The following is a 17,679-nucleotide window of genomic DNA, read 5'->3' as shown; positions in this document are numbered from 1 at the left end:
TAATTGAGACATTAGATTAAAAGGAAATAAAAGTTTATAGTGGCTACCCAGTTCTTTTACCTAACAAGCTCTCTCATCCAATCTATAAGCCCTGCATAGTCCTCCTCTAATACAAACCGTTTCCCTATTTTTTTCATTTCACCATCTCTTTTGAATGTTTGGTTCTTTAGTTGGCGAATTTCGTCTGCGTGTTTCTCTATGACAACTGCCATTTGTACAGTATCTTGGTAAATTTTATTCATGTCCCAGCATTCGTTTGGTATTTTTTCTGCAATGATACTTGAGCCAGATTGGTTGCCAAAGTGTACATTCCATTTGTAATGAAGAACACATTTAGTAAAATATTTATCTTGAATGACTTTAAACCAAGCACCCTGGAATACACCGGATAATTGAAAATTTGGTGAATAACGGTGATGACCGTTGCAGCCGGCTAATGTTGTGACGCCTGCTAAGTTTAACATTTTTACCATCATTGAAACTTGTGGATCTAAGTCTAATGCATTTACTTTAATGCCAAATCGTCTTTGTGCAAATGCTCTCCAACGGTAATGGTAACCTTCCATCCTAACTGGAAACTCCTGACCACGAACATTCATAATTTTTTTCATCATTGAAATAGGTAGACGGTTCAACAAAACTTGAAATTTGTTACTATCAACCCAAAATGTTGGAATGTTCAAGTTGCTTAGTAACTGACACACCATTTCGATATCCTCTTTAGTATTTTCTTTGGTTAGTACGATATTGTCGTTTTTCATTACAATAAACAATCCTCTCATTTGTAATGCCTCTGCTACACGCTCTGTTCCATTCATTAATTCTAATTTCATTAAGTTCATACTTATCATCCTCCTGTTTTCTTTGTACCCTAAGTATAAATAAAGACCAGTTACTATTTCGTAACCAGTCTAACGGAGGACAACGGATTGAATGTCAGATCTCCATACGTAACCATCATTTGTTGTGACTAACACGGACTCTGCTATATCTTCACGTCCCATTGCTTGTGATACCTTTTTTCGGATACTTGCTATGTACCTCTTTACCGCTGAAGCACTTACTTTACGATCATCCCATACAGATTCTTCAATTCGCTTTTTCGGGCAAGATGTCATCGAATGATCCATTAAATAACCGAGAATTTCTGCTTCTTTTCGCTCCAAACGAATATCATCTTTTATAGCACGAAAAAATTTATTTTCCTTTGTTAAATCTAATACCACACATTTCCCATCCATCGCATCGTCTATAACAGCCGTATAATCTTCTCTTGAAACAAACTTTCTTTTTTCATTTATCTCTTTTAATAAAATAGGTTCTCTGCGATTTTCTTTGATTCGATCAGAATATAATTCAATAAACCAGTCATGATCCGTATGTACATCTAATTTCCTTGCTTCTTCGAACAATTTTAGTGATTTTGAAATATACCCAAGTCTTGCATAACCAAGTGCCAAATTACAAAGTAGTTTAATCTGTTTGCTGCTGGTTATTCCTTTTTCTAAAGCTTCATTGCCATAAAATAAAACCGCTTCCCATCTTCTTTTTTCCTTAGCTAATACGAAAGACAAATGGTAAAATGCATCTGGTTTATTCGGTGCATGAATAGTGGCTAATCGCAATGTTTCATAGGCCCTAAGTTGGTTTCCTTTTTTTATTTTTTCGTCACGTCCTACTTCTAAATAAAGTTCAGAAAGTGTTATGGAATAACGAGGTTCCCTCTTATCCATTTGAATAAACTGTTTGTACAGTTCCACACCTTCTTCTAGCCAAGCATTGCGCTCTACACCTTCATCCAATCCATCACGTTCAAGCCAGTTATCCTCCCAATCTAGTAATTCCTCAATCGTATTTATTCTCATCCTAGTCACACCCTTTTATAGAACTTAGAGAAACCCACCTAAGAAAATTTATCAAAAACATCCATTTTAAATTTAATTAGCATAATCAATTCTTTCAAAATGAGGTTCACGTAATGTTAAGTGAATATAATCAAAGTATTCTGAATTACGAAAACGCCACCATAAGCCTGTGAAAGAAGCCCTTTTATTCATTGGAATATATAATATCTGATTAGTAGGGTTAATAATGGTATGGACAGTCTCCTTTTTTAGCCTTTCTGTTGGAAAATCTATAGCTAATTTAATTCCTTTTTTGAAGAAATATCATTTCAACTAACTTTCGTTACAGGCACATCTATGCCCCTTCAGATTATCGTTCAGGCAGTATAGCTTTTATCCTTGTTCACACTGTTTTATCTCGCCATTCAGTCGTGATTTGGTCAGCTGATCAACTTATGGCTTTACTGGCATGCTATTTTCTCCTTTGACTTTTGTCTCTGGATAAACCAGTTGATAACAGAAGTTTTGGTATTATTCTGCTGCATTGCAAAGTCCAGATTCATCAATAATCCCTTATGGGCGCACTGTACGTGATATCCGTTACCTATGACTGATTGGGTTTACTTACTTTAAATTGTCGGTCTAATATATTTTCACTGACTGGATGCTTATGTCTAGAGTTTGTAGTAGCCTTGTATTTTTTGATGGTATAAGACTTCCAATTATTCTTTGTCATGATACGAGAAACGGTTCGTTCACTTACCTTCATGCCACGTTTATTCAAGGTTTTGGCAATTTTAACACTACCATATCGTTGCTTAAATTCTAGTTGGGGATAACTTTTCCTGCTTTTTTCGTTGATCACTTTTTGGCCGGTTTAGCCACTTAAAGTAGCCGCTTTTCGAGACTCCCAGAATCATGCACATCTTCTCCACTCGGTATAGGGAGCGATTTTCATAGATGAATTCAAACTTTACCGAGGGCTTTTCGCGAAGTAGTGCATCGCCTTTTTTAAGATTTCATTTTCCTCTTTTAGATCACGTAACTGTTTTTGTAAAGCTCTCATTTCCGCATCAGGATTAGAAAATATTTGTGCTGCTTTTACTTCTAGCTGCTGACCAAACTTCTTGATCCAACCATGCAAAGTATTCGTATTTACGCCTGTTTCTCTTGCCACTTGTGCTACTGATTTATTGTTTTCTACGATATACTTTACCGTTTCTTTTTTAATGTTTCATCATAACATTTTCCATTTCCTCTAGCCATTTAGACACACCTCATTATAGTTTGTATTTCTATTATAACAATCTGTGTCTATTTTTTAGTCTAGCATCACAATATTTTTTGCATCAAATCCTAAGGTGAAATTTCTATATCATGTTTAATCAGTATATATACTATCTTTATTGTTTTTATCGACATATTAAGTTAATTTTTTACAAGATTAACAATCCTTCCATGTTATTACTAATGAAATACCTATAGATTTTTCTATATAAATCCCTTTTATTTTTTCAACATAAGCACAAAAATGGTCAACCTCTTTTCCTTGCGCTGATTATTACTGCTTAATAGGGGATTGTTCACGAAGACCGATCCTTTATGTCGATTTTATAAGTTGGATATATATATAAACAATATACAAAAACATTAAATTACTTTATCTCACTGCCCTTTATGCTCGGTAATGGCTTTAATTTAATTTTCTACCACTTTATTTCAATTTATTAATCTCTTTTTTTGTTAAATCATTCTACAAATAAAAACAATTTTTTTCAAATTCTACTAATATAAATGTTATAATTAATTGTATACTAAAAAACAAATTAAGAATTGTTTAACAGCCATTCAGTGAGGTGCAAGAAAGTTGAATATGAATAACGTTAAAACACAAAAAACATCTGATCGCTCTGCCTTAGGTGTTTTAAAAGCTGGTACTAATTCAGCAGAAACTAGTCGGAAAGCAATTCACGTGGCTATGTTTAGCGGCGGTGCATCTTCTGCATACGTTGCCTATCATATTGTTCAAAAGTACGGTAAAGAAAACTGTGTGTTATTTTTTACTGATACACTTTGGGAAGATGTTGATAACTATCGCTTTATGGAAGAAGTTGCAGAATATATTGGTATGGAGATTACCACACGTATTGATGGCCGGACACCTGAAGAAGTTTTTCATGATGTTCGTTTTTTGGGGAATTCTCGTATGGCAAAATGTTCAGAAGAACTGAAGGTAAGACAAACATTGATTTATCTTGAGGAACTTCGTGATGAGCATAATTTCGAGCCTATCCTTTATTTTGGTATTGGTCCTCATGAACAGCATCGTGCAATTAATTTACAAAACTTTTATGAACATAATCCAATTGAGCCAATTGAAACACGTTTTCCAATGATTGAAACATATAAAGAAGATTTAGATACAAAAGAAATAATACGAGACGAGTGGAAAATTGCTCTTCCTCGCATGTATGGTCTTGGTTTTTCTCATGCTAACTGCGCGGGACGCTGTGTTCGAGGTGGTCTTGGTCATTACGCTTTACTTTATAAGGTATGGCCGGACCAATACGCTGAACAAGAGGCTATGGAAGAACGATTCCGCGAAAAATTTGATAAAAATGTATCAATTTTGAAACGAGACAGTCGTGCTTTTACATTAAGAGAATACCGTGAATTAATGGAACGTGACGGTGTTGAAAAATATCTAAACGAAAAAGACGATACCATTCCTTGTGTATGCTCTTATTCGTAAAAAAAGCTCATCCACTAAGGGATGAGCTTTTTAGCTTTCTAATTCAGTTAGTAGTTTATAAATAATAAATTTCACTTCATCAGGAGAAATTGTTCTTCCACCATTTTGAATAATTCGGCTTACGTTGCTGTAAATTGTTTTTCCTTTTATAGACATCTCTACTTCTTTAATCTTCATAACTGTTTGATCACCCGTTACAATTTTCACCACTTTATCGTCTTCATGAAGTACTGTTAATTGTTTAATAGCAGAAATAAATGAATCGTAGGTAATATCAGACCAGTCCTTCAAATTAACGCCAACAGTTTTCTCAATCAAGTAAGTTAACCAATCTTCTGCTTTATTTACTTTCTTAATTGTTTCTGCTAGAACAGGATTTTCTTTTATTAGAGACGTGTTCTGCTTTTCCCATTCATTCCATTTTTCAACAAACCAAGTATCAAGTACTGTTTCTTCAATTTCTTTTCTTACGTTTATTAAATGATTTTCTAAAACTTGTTTAATGACAATGAGTTCTTGTCTTCCGCTGTCTTTTAATACTTTTTCAATGCGGTACGCAGCTTCTAGTGGATCTGTTTCACTATGACGAATTGCTTCTTTAAAAAGAAGAATATCTTCCGGTTGCATACCTGTAATTTGTGTAAATCGAGGCAATTTTCTAAGCCAGGACGTTAGAGAATCAAATAAAACAACAGGTTGAACAGCTAATTGCCCTTCAAAAAAAACTTCATTTAATAACTTTAAAGTATTTAATGTTTGTGATGAAAGTTGATAAATTTCATATTCATAAAAATCTACTCCCTGATCTAATACTTGGTACATTAGTTCAGCATTCATTTGACTGACATAAAAATCATTTGCATAAAAAGCCATTTGATCCCAATAATCCTTCAATAAAGCTGTTACTAAAATTGGGACAAGTGGACCACGCATACCAAATGGTTCACGAAGCAAAATATTATATAAATCTGTTATTTTCCCACGAGGATGTTGCTGAACAAACTCTTTTAGCCGTTTTCTCATCAAAACTAACTCTTTATTTTCTAAGTGATCTAGAGCGTAAAAGTTATAATTTTGATTTTTTAACAGCGTAGCATAAATTAAATAGTCTGGACCAAAACCTGTGATAGAGAATTTTCCATCAAATGCAGGATTGATTAATTCACTTAAAATCGAAATGGCTGCTTTTTTCTGCATGCTAGTTACACTACTTTTGTTAAAACCTTCATTCCTTACTTCTAGCGTATGCGGAAATCTTGTATACATCCATTTACTTATAAACGATTCTAAATCCTCTTTTGAAGTGAAAGGCGATAATTCTTTGCCATTAAAAATCCATTTAAGTGCCTTTTGATCAAATTTTTGCAATGGTTGTAAAAGCTGTTCAATATCATATTGTGCATTTTCAATTCTAATTTCTATCTCTGATTTTAAATTTTCATCTTGTTGCAAAAGTTCCTTATTGTCTAACAACGCATGTAGCACGATGAAATGGTCAATTTTTTCTTGAAGTATCTCTACATCAAGCGATGGAATACAAAAAAGAATATTTTCTTTTTTCTCTTCTTTTATTGTCTGCACTACTTGGTTAAATTCTTCATTGTCGCGATATAGTACGTAGACCAGTAAGCCATCACCGATAGAATGTACAGTAGAAAGTTGTTCTTTCCAGCTAAACTTTGCTTCAATATAACGAGTCATACTTTTATCGCTATTATAAGCAAGGGGCAAGTAATATTTATTCAAAAAAATACGATCAATATACTCAATTCTTCTTAAATCGTTAATAATAGTTGATTGCTTGTACTCATTTAAAAGAGCTTCAAATTCTACAAGAGAGCCACTATAAAGCTCATATGAATTAGCAAATCGATTAAAGCGAATTAATTTAGTATTCGTTAACTCGTTTACTGCTCGTTCGATTTCTTCTAGAGATAATCCTAAAGCAAACTGTAAGAATGATTTTGTAATCGGAAACGGTCGATTCACAATATTAATTAATGTCACAAGTTTCACAATTCGTTTTGCCTCTATTATAAGACGATAACTCATTGCCATACGATAAAATCGAAGTTCTTCTATTAAGTAAAAGGTTGACTCATCCGGATAAAAATAATCAAATAATTGATCAGCATAGTACCAACTCGAAATTTCGGAAGTCCTTTCATTGTCTGCTAAAAAAGTGTATAAAGTTCGTTCATTTTGTCCTAAGATATTAGACAACGTAGGCAATAAACGGATGGTTAGTGGATGAATTGGCTGGCATCCTTCTATGATTGCTCCATCAACTTCTGAAGATGTCATATCTGGAAACAAATTGTGTTTCAATATTTCATTTCTTAGGTAATCGAAATCCTCTACTAAAAATAAATTGCCACCTTCTGCTGTTCTTACGCTTTCTAAGATTTTAAAGGCTGACCGGTAAAACAAAGCGGGATCGCTTTCTAAACGATGGTCAACAAATCGTTTTTCTACTCTCTCGAGTTCAGATTTTGATAAGTTATTATTAGATGAAGCATACTGCCTCAAACCAGTATGCGTTATAAAAAGTAAGCCTAAATTTTGTATTCTATTCGAAATTTCGGCTAAATCTTGAAGTCCTTGCATTGTTTGATAAATGTTTGATTGATTAACCGTTTGTAAAAAACGACCGAACTCATCATATACAAGAAATATACCAATCTTTTTGGCTTTAAGCTGCTTTAAAATGTATTCTAATTGCTCTAAAAAAGACACATTACTTTCACTTAAAAACACAGCACCTGACGTTAGATGCGGATACATTTTTTTAAATTCAACAATGTATTCCTCGTCCCCTGTTTTAATTTGAGAAAGCATTTCAGGCAAAAGGATATTAAGACGATTACAGTATTCTTCTAAGCGTTTGTAAGTTTCTGGATACTCTCTTTGCCACAAAGAAACCATTTTTAAAATTTGTTCACTGTCGCCCTTTAGAGATATAGATACATCCTGCTCTTTTATTTGATTGATAACTGCTTCTAAAACAATTTGATCAAAATCACCAGACTTTCCAGTGATTGCAACTGGAATCCATTTTAACTCTTTCTTATTAAAAACTTCAGTTAACATTTCATAGGACTCTGGGCTAACCATTTTTACATTTTGTAGAAAATCCTTTACTTCTTTACTGTTTTTCCGAGCCGAAATTAAAGAAGCGGTTAATGCCCCCACCATTGATTTTCCGGCTCCATACGGACCGACCATTAAATGTGCTTTTTGCTCGTCATTCAAAATTCCTTTTAAAATAAAAGCTAAAATATCGATTTGGTTTACGTTAGGAACAAATTGCTCAAAAAGCTCTGCTTGTCCTATATCATACATAACGTTAATACTTGATTTAAACTTTGTCACTTATCTCACCTCTTCTTCATAAAAAGCTTGAATATAGGTGATAGGATCAATTTGCTCCTTGATTCGTACAATATCCAAACGATTAGTTCGAGTAAAAATAATTGGAAACTGTTTTTGCATTTCTTCAATTGTTTCCACAATCGAACTTCTATTCAAGTTGTAAACTTTTCCCCATAATTCCGGTGCATTTACTAAATCATCAATGCTTATTTCATATACATCATGTTTTTGAGTGTAGATCAACAAACTAGCAAATAACAACTGATAGTTCTTTGCATCAACTAATGGCATTTTTGTATAACTAGTCCGAAGTGTTTGAACAATTAACCCTAATTCTTCAAATGGGCTTTTTATTACATCTTCCGGTGTAGCATTTTCAAAGTTTTTCATTAGATAAGTTAAAAATAAACAATCAATATCTCTTTTTAAAGAGTTAGTAGACACTAGTTTGTCTTGCGTATTTTTAACCCAAGCTTCTAGCGCTTCTAAAACTGAATTTCGGTCGAAAACATCTTCTTTAAAATAGTTGAAAAACCAATACCATGTTGTTGCTATTTTTTCATTAGTAGTTAAAAAGTAATGTAACAGTCCTATTGTAAATTTTTTTTGCAAGTGAGGATCATAATTTTCTACTATTAATCCAAAATCTGTTAAATGTTGTTCAGTTATAGAACTTTTTATATCCTTCATTACATTTGTAGCATTCATCCAATGGCGAACAGATTTCGCCATGTTTTTCCCAATTCCGAGACGCTCAAAATGATCATCTTCATAAAAAAAACGAGGATTTTGTTTTACCTCGAACATTCCTTTATGAAGCCACTGAGGGCGTAAATAAAAGCTCTGATGTTGTCCAAATCCCATATTATGTCTACCACCTTCATGATAAAACGAATTAATCTCAAAAGAGACTAATTCGTTTGGTCTTTCTAATTTTTAAAATAATTCATTAAAGAAACAAACGCTTCATGATGAAGAAACGGACTTTTTCCTCGCAATGGATCGCTGTTTTTCTTTAACAAGAAGTCTCCTTTTCCCGCTAAATTCTCAGCACCACTTGTATCTAAAACAACATTCGAGGCTACTCCATCTGTTACTTTTAAAGCAAGTCGAGCCAGTAAATTGTTTTTAATTGTTGTATTAATAACTTCTGCTTTAGGGGACTGTGTGCAAACAATCATATGCAACCCAGCTGCACGTCCTTTTTGACCAATTCTAGAAATCATCGTTTCAATTTTTTTCGCCAGCTCTTTATCTTGAAGCATAAAATCAGCAAATTCATCAAAAACGATTACAATACGCGGAAGCTTTTCTTCACTGTTTCCTTGTTGTTCTGTCATATCGTTATATTCTTTCAAATTACGAATGTACTGCTTACTAAATAAAGTATACCGAGCTTCCATTTCTTCAACAAGAGTATTTAAATAAATAACTGCTTCTTCAATATTTGTTAATACATGACGTGTATGCTTAGTACCTTGAAATGGAATAAATTCTACTTGTTTTGGATCAATAAAAACAAATTGAAGTTCTGAGAAATCATACAAACACATCAAAGCAAAAACAATTGAATTCAAACTAACACTTTTACCGCTTCCTGTTGATCCAGCCACAAGCATATGTGGTTCTGTACCATTGAAATCAACAGTCATAACATTATTTAACGGGTCAAGTCCAACTGGAACAATAAATCCTTCTGTTAACTTTTCTTCTGAAACTTGTTCTCTGACAAGGTGCATAAACCGATCAAAATAAACAGTTTCAGGTTCTGGACGGTTAATATCAATATTGATTCCATTCTTATCATTAAATACAGTAGGTGCAGAATCAATTTTCAACCATAAAGCCATGTCTTTTGCTTTTTTCTCAACAGAAGTAATACTTTGGTTAGGAGGAATATTACCAATCACCCGAATAACGTTAGCACCAACAAGCGTACGATCTACTGTTAATTTAATGTTATTCAAATTGAATTTCGTCCGAAGAATTTGTCCATATTGCCTGCCTAGCTCTTCATCGGCTTTTGTTTTCTCCCTATCATTTTCAATCGTTCTCACACTTTTTAAAGCTATCCGTTCAGGATAACAGTGTTCTTGGTCACCATCAGTTGAAGGAATAATAACAGCTGGTGGATTTACTGGCATTCTAAGGTCATTTCTAGAATCCTCTTCGTCTTCTGTAGGATTTTTATCCTCGATCTCGTCATCTTTGTCACTATCTTTTATTTCTTCATCATGTTTCACGATAATATCTTTTTCATCAAGAAATGCCTCAAATGAAACAGACTCTTCAACCAACTGACGATTGGATTGCTCCGGTTCTTCATTTTCAGCTTTTAACGCTTCTAATATATAAGAGCGTGTAAATGTTTTAGTTACAATATCATTATTTTCTAATACATCTACATAATGACCCAATTCAATTTGTTCCTTAGTTTCAAATGGAACATCTTGTGAATAGATATACGCATTAATCTCTTTTTCAAATAAAAATTGCACATTTGTATTTGAATTATTTTTTAAGTTTTCTAATATTGCTAATTCTTTTTTATTGTATGCTCTTGTTTCTATCAACAGCTTGATAATCGTACCAAGCCTCATTTCTTTATCAACGGCCACCATTTCAAAATCAAAAAAAGTTTTCAACACTTTTTCGCCGCTTAGTAGCTGTTGGGCTGCATCAGCTACTTCTATTTCATAGGAATTGAAGTGAACTAATTTTAGTTCAACTAACTTAAAAGAAATCAAATATTTTTCTTCTTCTGGATTATATTGTATAGATACCTTAAGTAAATCAGGGCGTTTCTGGTTTCTGCGGAACCAATCAAGTTCATCACACATACACCAAAGAACTACTTCATTATCTTTTACATTTTTTTCACGCAAAACGGTTAGGTAAACAGATAAAAGCTCATGAATAAATTTCCCAGGTCCTAGCGATCTTAAAACAGAACCACCGGATAATTGCTTTACCTGATGAATTACATCCCGAACGACACTTTCATCAATAGCTTTAATTGATAAAAGATCTTTTAATCGATTTGATAACCGTTCATGATAATAATAATTCTCCGTTTGATCCATAAAACGCTTAATTGATTCAGATGAAGAAACAAGCACTTTTACTTCTTCTTTTCCTTTACGATCAATATGATATCTGATAATATTTGCTTTATTTGTCACTTGGCTAACAAGCATTGGATCCATATATTTATCATATGTAACAACCCAATTGAATTTTTCATGAACTAAATTGTATAAAGCATTTTTTTCCGTATGAGTAATTTGAATATGTCCTCTCAATACTTGAGTAACATTGCTTTCGCTAACAGTAATACCACTTTGCAAAACATATTGTAAATCATAAAAGCGCTGCAATAACAAAGGCTGACTATCAGAAATATAATTGATTAATCTTGTTCCTTCTTCTGAAGACCGGTAACCTGTTTCATCAACAAATTTCCAAGCTGTATCTTCTAAACGGCAAGTTTTTAACGGACGCTGATGAAAACTTTTTGGCACATTTAAATTATGTTTTTGACCAAAATAATCCACAAAAATGGCAATATCAAAATCAACCATTGATTTTGTTAGTGTTTTTTCAAGATTTCTCTCAGAATGATGAGGCATCACATTAATTTCAAGCTGAGGCAGTCCTCCTAATAATGGAAGAGGCGTAATATACTCTTCTTTCGCACTAAGCCATTGATTTAACTCATCATATAAAACAGCTGCTTTTGATGGACTATGCAGAGTGACATTTAATTTTTTGATGTCCCCTTTTTTCAAAAGCATTTCAATTGCTTTTTTAACATAATCCAAGTTTGTTACATAGAGGAATAAAATATCTAAACTGTCTGCAGCATATGGATAAATTCGGACATAATCTTGTGCAATCTTTGACATTTCATTAGCAAAGTTTGCTGCTTGATTTGAATCACTTTCTTTCAATTCCTCTATGACATACATACCTTGTCCATAAGCTTCTTCTTGTTCAAAGAAAAATACATTTTGATCACCGGTAGACAAATAAGCTGGTGCTAACTGAGAAAGCTTATTTTGTTCATATGCTTTGTATTGCTGAATGTCTTCAATCGTCCGGGCAGGATTAAGACCATGAGAAGTATCAGAAAGGTTTTCAATTAACTTGCCAAAATGCACAAGCTTGTATCCATATGCAATAAAACGTACTGGATTAAAAATCGAAATAATTTGTTTTGTAATTTTCTTAACGCTCGATAAGTTAGTGCTTTCTGTGAATTCTACAACACCCATTTTATTAAGAAGACCATGCACTTTTCGAACAGCTTGAACATCTGAATACGTGTTTTTTAAATATTCCTCTATTAAGGAAGCTGTCTCTTCAAGTAATTGTCTTGTCCAGCCTTGTTCAATAGAACGTTGAACCATAGTTAAATACTGTTTATTAAAAGTTGAAAAAGCCTCAATATGAGGAATTAATTTTCGATCACTTAACTCACTTGCTGCTTTTATTTCTTCCAATTCTTGTTCAAAAAATTTCGTGTTTTTTTGCAATGAATCTATTACCACATACCCAAGTTTTCCATTATGAGCAATCTCATCATAAAAATCAAAAAAGCTATTGTTCTCTATTTGAAAAGCTGTAGTTTCAATTTTAAAATTAGTAGAATCAAGCTTTTCTTCATTCCTCATTAAGTTAATATCAAATGATATGAGTTCTGGTAATTGAGTAGCTTCTGAATCTTCTTCATTAATTTTCTCTATTATAATGTTATTCGATAATAACGAAATTGCTTGAAGATGATAATTTAAAAAATCCAAGTATGCTTTCGGTACTACTTCTTTTGATGTTTTTGAAATTTGAAAAGAAAGTTTCCCATAAAAATCTTCTTCCTCAACTTTTTCTATCATAACTAGCATTTCCGAGAATAAACCTTCTAATAATCCTACATACTCGGAAGGATTTTCAAGCTTGTTTTCCACATTGACAATAGATTTAATGATTCCTTCACGTTCAATATGATCGGCAAACTCTTCGCGAAAACTCCGAACTGCTTCAAGGTCTTTTTTTTCTAAAACTGCTTCTACACCCGCATCAAACTCTTGTTCTTTTTTCCGCTTTTCTTTTTCTAAATGTTCAACTTCTTCTCGCGTGCTAGCTTGTTCAATTTTTTCACTGTAACTTGTTAACATACGATCACGAACATTTATAAGTCGATTCTTGATACCAGTAGGAAATTTAAAATTAAATATTTTTTCAGCAGCAGAATAAGGAACTTCTAAAAAGTCTTTATTTTGCTGGTACACAAATTCAGAAGCTTTTTCTAAAAGCTGTGCCTCTTTCCCTTCAAACAAATCCCATACGTCACTTATATAACCATTTTCTTGTTCATTTTGAATAAACAAATCTACACTTATTAACATTTTCTCAGGATCTAAATAATGAACATTGCTTTTACGTAAATGACTAAGTAAGTAATTTTTTTGAATTGATTTTTTTAAAATCGCTTTGTTATCTGTGCGAATTAAATCATCTTTAAACAATCTTAACTGATCTAAAGACAGACCGATTCTTTCTGACATCAACAAATGGTTTGCTTGTAGAATAACTTTTTCTAAGAAGTTTAGCATCAACGACAACTGAGAGTCCGTTACAGTTTGATAGACAGATAAAAATTGGAGCAGTTCATTGACTTCAGACACGGATAAAAGATCCTTATTCGTCAGCATGTCAGAAAGAGCTCTAAAGCCTTGCTGTGATAAAAGTTGTGATTCATCCACGGAAACAATATCTTTTAAACTTTGAGCTTCTGGTGTTTTTTTATTCATTAGCAGGATAAGTGCTTGTCCAGATCGAATAAAGTTACGAAGCCACACACTTGTTTCATGACTTTGACATGCAAACCGTTCAAATCCATCAATAGGAGCAACTGTTTTAATAACCGGATCATAGGATAAAGCAATTTCAGATTGCAATTCGTTTATGGCATTCAAAATTGCTGGGCTATATTCATTACTAATATTATTTATTTTTAATAAAACTTTTTCTGCGTTTTTTGTTTTGTTTTCTACTAGATACGATTTAATATACTCTGCTATCCAGTAACCTAGAAGGAGCTGTTTATTAATTGATTGTGTTGCATCCATCTAATATACTCCTCCTTCTTTTGCCATGTACGGGTTTCTAATAAGGGCTGTTGCATCAGAATATTCCTGTAATAAGCCATTTTGTTTCAATTTTTGCCTTAATTTTTTTTCATTATTTTCAAAAGATCGCAAATTCACACCTTCTCGTTCATACAAACCAGAACGTTTTGCTTCTTCCGTCCCAATAACAATATTGTATCTCTCATATAGCTCAACCATAAAGTCATGAAAATCCATTTTTTCTGCTTGTTCTAATGTTGCATATACAAGGCTACATAAAAACTGATCAGACAGCACATATCTTGCTCTTACTCCAGGTCCTGTTGTAATAAATCCTCCATCTCTTGCTAGAGTTCTTGTGATCGGAAGCTGCTTTTTTGCTAACTCATCACGTGAAAATTCAATAATTTTTAATTTTAGCATTTTTATTGCTTGTTGTTCATCAGGATTTTGAATCGCTTGAATCAATGCTTTTTTCTTTGTTCCATGAACCGACTTGTACTCTATTTGCTTTAAAAATTCTTCGTATCTATCTTCTTCTTTTTTAGCTTGACTTTGCCCAGCTTTTTCTTTCCATTCACGCAGTTTTTCTACTGCCGTTTCCTCAGGAAGCAACTTGCTTAAACGAACCTCTGTATAAGCGTCAAACCGTTTTTGAATAGATGTTTCATGCTTACTATGTGAATCTTGAGCTAGACGCTTTACATGGGAATCCTGACCATCTAAACAATCAATAAAGTAAATGTTTTGTTGTTCACTTTCCTTTTCCGCTTGATAAAGCATATACCGATGCAATTGAAAACAAATAAGCGATGTAAGAAGCCCGAATAACTCATATAAATCAATATCTAGTTGTAACAGCGCATTGAGTTCTACAGCAAAATGATGATAGATTTCTAAGTTATTATCTGGAAGCTTAGGATATTCTCTTGTTTTATAGTTAGGAATAATTCCTTCTAAAGAGGGATCCTTAATAAGCGTTGCTGGATTTTGAGGATGCTTTAAATCAATTTTATAATCGTCTCCTAAATTCTCACAAATACGATCTACTACGCCTGTAATACTTTTATTTTGACGCATAATTGATTTTAATCTGGATTCAATTTTTTTTCGTAATTCTATATCATTTTCTGTTCCATATGTAATCATTAAATAATATAGTTCTCCACCTCGCGCAAAAAAGTTACGTTCAAAAGCCGTTTTTTTACTTTGTTTATTTGTTCGTAATTCGAAGTAAAGAAGAGACTCGTGCAATGGAAATAACATTGTCGCATACCAGGATCGATTTAGCATTTTCCCACTAGAAGTGGTCATTTGAACGGTTAAATTTTTAAAAAACGACTGTAAATCCTCAAGTTCTGAAGAATCTATCCCTAAGTCATCAATAATATCTTTTTTTCTTTTTTCATCAAATTCGACATAATTAGAAGAATCATCTTTTGTCTTAGCGCCTTCTTTTGATCCTTCAAAAACAAATTTTCTGAATTCCTCCATTTTTTTTCGAGCATAGTATTTGTTGCCAAACTCATATTCAGTACCAGCCATAATATTTAAAAACTCAAGCGTATATTCAGGACCGCGCTGACCATCTTTAAAACGATGTCCCCAAATTTTTTCAGAAATTTGACTAGAAAATTGAATATTTTCTTTTGCGGCTTCCATCTCATTCACTTCACCATTCATATTCATCTTCCTCTTCTTCCTCTTGTTCTGTCTCATCATCAGTTTGAATTTGTATTTCTTTTAAAACAAATGCTCCGTGAGACGTATCAAATTTTAAAATTTTCAACACAGAACCTTCAGTCTGACTTAAAGAAATTAACTTATTTCTGAAATTATTTAACAATATTTCAATGTCTTCTTTTAAGACATTAAACATTCCTCCATTTGCTAAACGAAGTAAGTATTCAAATGTTAAGAGGTTAATGTTTAATGTGACACCTTTAATTTTCATCGTGAAGTAAGATGCCTTACGATCTAAATTTAAATCGCTTGGTGAAACTTCAAACCTTATATCTCCCGAATTAATAACATCATGGACAAATAAATTTTCAGAAGTAACATATAGAGCATGAGAAGGAGAATAAACCAACCTCTTAGAAAAGTATGTGTTTACTCCTGATACTAAATCTCTTTTTATATCTAACGACATTTTTTCCGGTGATTTTAAAATATCAAGGAATATTTTGCGATAGCGATAAGGAACTAACTTTTCAATCGACTTGCTACTTTTATACTCAAAATAATACTTTCTACGAAGACGAGGCAACCATTTTTCCGCTATTTTTTTTCCTTCATCTTCATCAGAGCGGTAATTCAAACGGTATTTTCTTAACTCTTCATAAAAATATCCATATTCCGTATCAATACTTTCTCCAAACAGTTCCTGATGTGAAAGGCTAGTTTCTTGATTAGATAAATCGCCATTCATAATAAAGTCATCAATCATAGAATCTGATAAATACCCTGGGTCAAATGCTCTCATTTCTTGAATTCCAGCAATTTCTTCAAAAACTTCTTTTGCAATGTTGTGCCCAAAAAAGTTTTCATAGTATACTTTTTTTGCTTGTTGTTGCAGTTCTTTTGAATCCGAATTATGAATATCTCTGCAATATAAACCGCCTGTATGTGTATAAGCTAGATGAATAAGCAATTCTCGCATTGTCATATGTCCATGTTTACCATCTAAAGAACGATACACACCTAACAGGCGACCAGCTGTTTTTTTAGTTGAAAGCGCCCGATGATTATGATTAATAATGCACTGTTTTTGTTTATTACATCCTGAACACACTTGCCAATTCTCTTCCTGATTCCATTCACTTATAATTCGTTGTGCATAAACAGATGAAGAAACATGAAGTAAATTAAACACTTGTAATTGATCAAACTGCTGCTTATGTATTGGTGAAAATTGTGGAATGATAACTTCTTTAAGATTTGTCAATTCCGGGTATTTTGTTAAAAAATATGTAAGCTTTCCTTCATTAGCAGCAATTAAATAATAAATTTTCGTCAAACTATGTAATGATTCTTGCAATCTTTTTAACTCTTCAAGGATTATATGATCCTGTAATTCTGATAAATCTTTAATAATCCTAATTGTATAATTATTAACAACAAACTCGTCAATTCCACTTTCTGGCCACCCTTGAAAAGTTTTTTTAGAAATTGCTTCATATACATTACGGCATATACGTGTTTTTCCATCACCTGCATTACCAGTAATGATGACAGAACGAGGTGCTTCTTGAAATATATTGATAATTTGTTGATTTATATTTGTATCAATATTGTATTGAATAGTAGTAGTATGTTCATCAAAAATTTTTGAATAATCTGCAGTCGTTAAGTCATACTGTTGCATGAAGTTCACAAAAGGATTTATCTTTTTTTCTAGTTTTTCAACTTGTTCCATTTTACTTTCACCTCTAGTTGGCATATCCACGATGTACATACCAAATAATTACATTTACTATTTTTATATTACTATCTTACCATATAATCCCGTAATTTTCCTGCTCTTTTGTGTGATTATTTCCAAAAAAGACTGAAACAGGTATTATTCTAAGTTCCCTAGTGG

General features: G+C 32.8%; 10 protein-coding genes. 1 reads left to right on the top strand and 9 read right to left on the bottom strand.

Annotated features, from left to right (window positions below):
• Positions 1-56: 56 nt before the first annotated feature.
• The 4 genes from ACTQ5K_RS08810 to ACTQ5K_RS08795 form a co-directional block, all read right to left on the bottom strand.
• Positions 57-842, bottom strand: coding sequence for a hypothetical protein (locus ACTQ5K_RS08810; protein WP_441131641.1), 786 nt, complete (start codon positions 840-842; stop codon positions 57-59).
• Positions 843-911: 69 nt separating this feature from the next.
• Positions 912-1,865, bottom strand: a complete 954-nt coding sequence (locus tag ACTQ5K_RS08805) for a winged helix-turn-helix domain-containing protein (RefSeq protein WP_441131642.1) — start codon at positions 1,863-1,865, stop codon at positions 912-914.
• 583 nt (positions 1,866-2,448) lie between these two features.
• Positions 2,449-2,709, bottom strand: a complete 261-nt coding sequence (locus ACTQ5K_RS08800) for an IS3 family transposase (RefSeq protein WP_311298483.1) — start codon at positions 2,707-2,709, stop codon at positions 2,449-2,451.
• A 108-nt stretch (positions 2,710-2,817) separates the two neighbouring features.
• Positions 2,818-3,021 (bottom strand): transposase, encoded by a 204-nt coding sequence (locus tag ACTQ5K_RS08795; RefSeq protein WP_251629682.1) that lies wholly within the window; start codon positions 3,019-3,021, stop codon positions 2,818-2,820.
• Positions 3,022-3,717: 696 nt separating this feature from the next.
• On the opposite strand from ACTQ5K_RS08795, the gene ACTQ5K_RS08790 reads away from it, so the two are divergent.
• The gene (locus tag ACTQ5K_RS08790) at positions 3,718-4,596 is read left to right on the top strand and encodes a phosphoadenosine phosphosulfate reductase domain-containing protein (RefSeq protein WP_251629700.1); all 879 of its coding nucleotides are present in this window, start codon (positions 3,718-3,720) and stop codon (positions 4,594-4,596) included.
• Positions 4,597-4,626: 30 nt separating this feature from the next.
• On the opposite strand, the gene ACTQ5K_RS08785 is transcribed toward ACTQ5K_RS08790, so the two are convergent.
• From ACTQ5K_RS08785 to ACTQ5K_RS08765, 5 genes are all read right to left on the bottom strand, one after another.
• A complete protein-coding gene (locus ACTQ5K_RS08785; RefSeq protein ID WP_251629680.1) occupies positions 4,627-7,968 on the bottom strand; it encodes a hypothetical protein in 3,342 nt (1,113 codons plus the stop codon).
• A complete protein-coding gene (locus tag ACTQ5K_RS08780) occupies positions 7,969-8,832 on the bottom strand; it encodes a DUF4007 family protein (protein WP_251629677.1) in 864 nt (287 codons plus the stop codon).
• Between the two features lie 65 nt (positions 8,833-8,897).
• Positions 8,898-14,096, bottom strand: a complete 5,199-nt coding sequence (locus ACTQ5K_RS08775) for an FtsK/SpoIIIE domain-containing protein (RefSeq protein ID WP_251629676.1) — start codon at positions 14,094-14,096, stop codon at positions 8,898-8,900.
• On the bottom strand, positions 14,097-15,785 hold the full coding sequence (locus tag ACTQ5K_RS08770; protein ID WP_251629675.1) for a hypothetical protein: 1,689 nt from the start codon (positions 15,783-15,785) through the stop codon (positions 14,097-14,099).
• Entirely contained in the window at positions 15,769-17,514 is a 1,746-nt protein-coding gene (locus ACTQ5K_RS08765) for a hypothetical protein (RefSeq protein ID WP_251629674.1), read from the bottom strand. Before ACTQ5K_RS08765 ends, ACTQ5K_RS08770 begins: the two co-directional genes overlap by 17 nt.
• Positions 17,515-17,679 lie beyond the last annotated feature (165 nt).

This window comes from Niallia sp. Sow4_A1 (genome assembly GCF_052116745.1).
Classification (GTDB): domain Bacteria; phylum Bacillota; class Bacilli; order Bacillales; family Cytobacillaceae; genus Niallia; species Niallia hominis.
The sequence above is the reverse complement of the archived record's forward strand: the minus strand, read 5'-3'. Positions and strand labels throughout refer to the sequence as shown.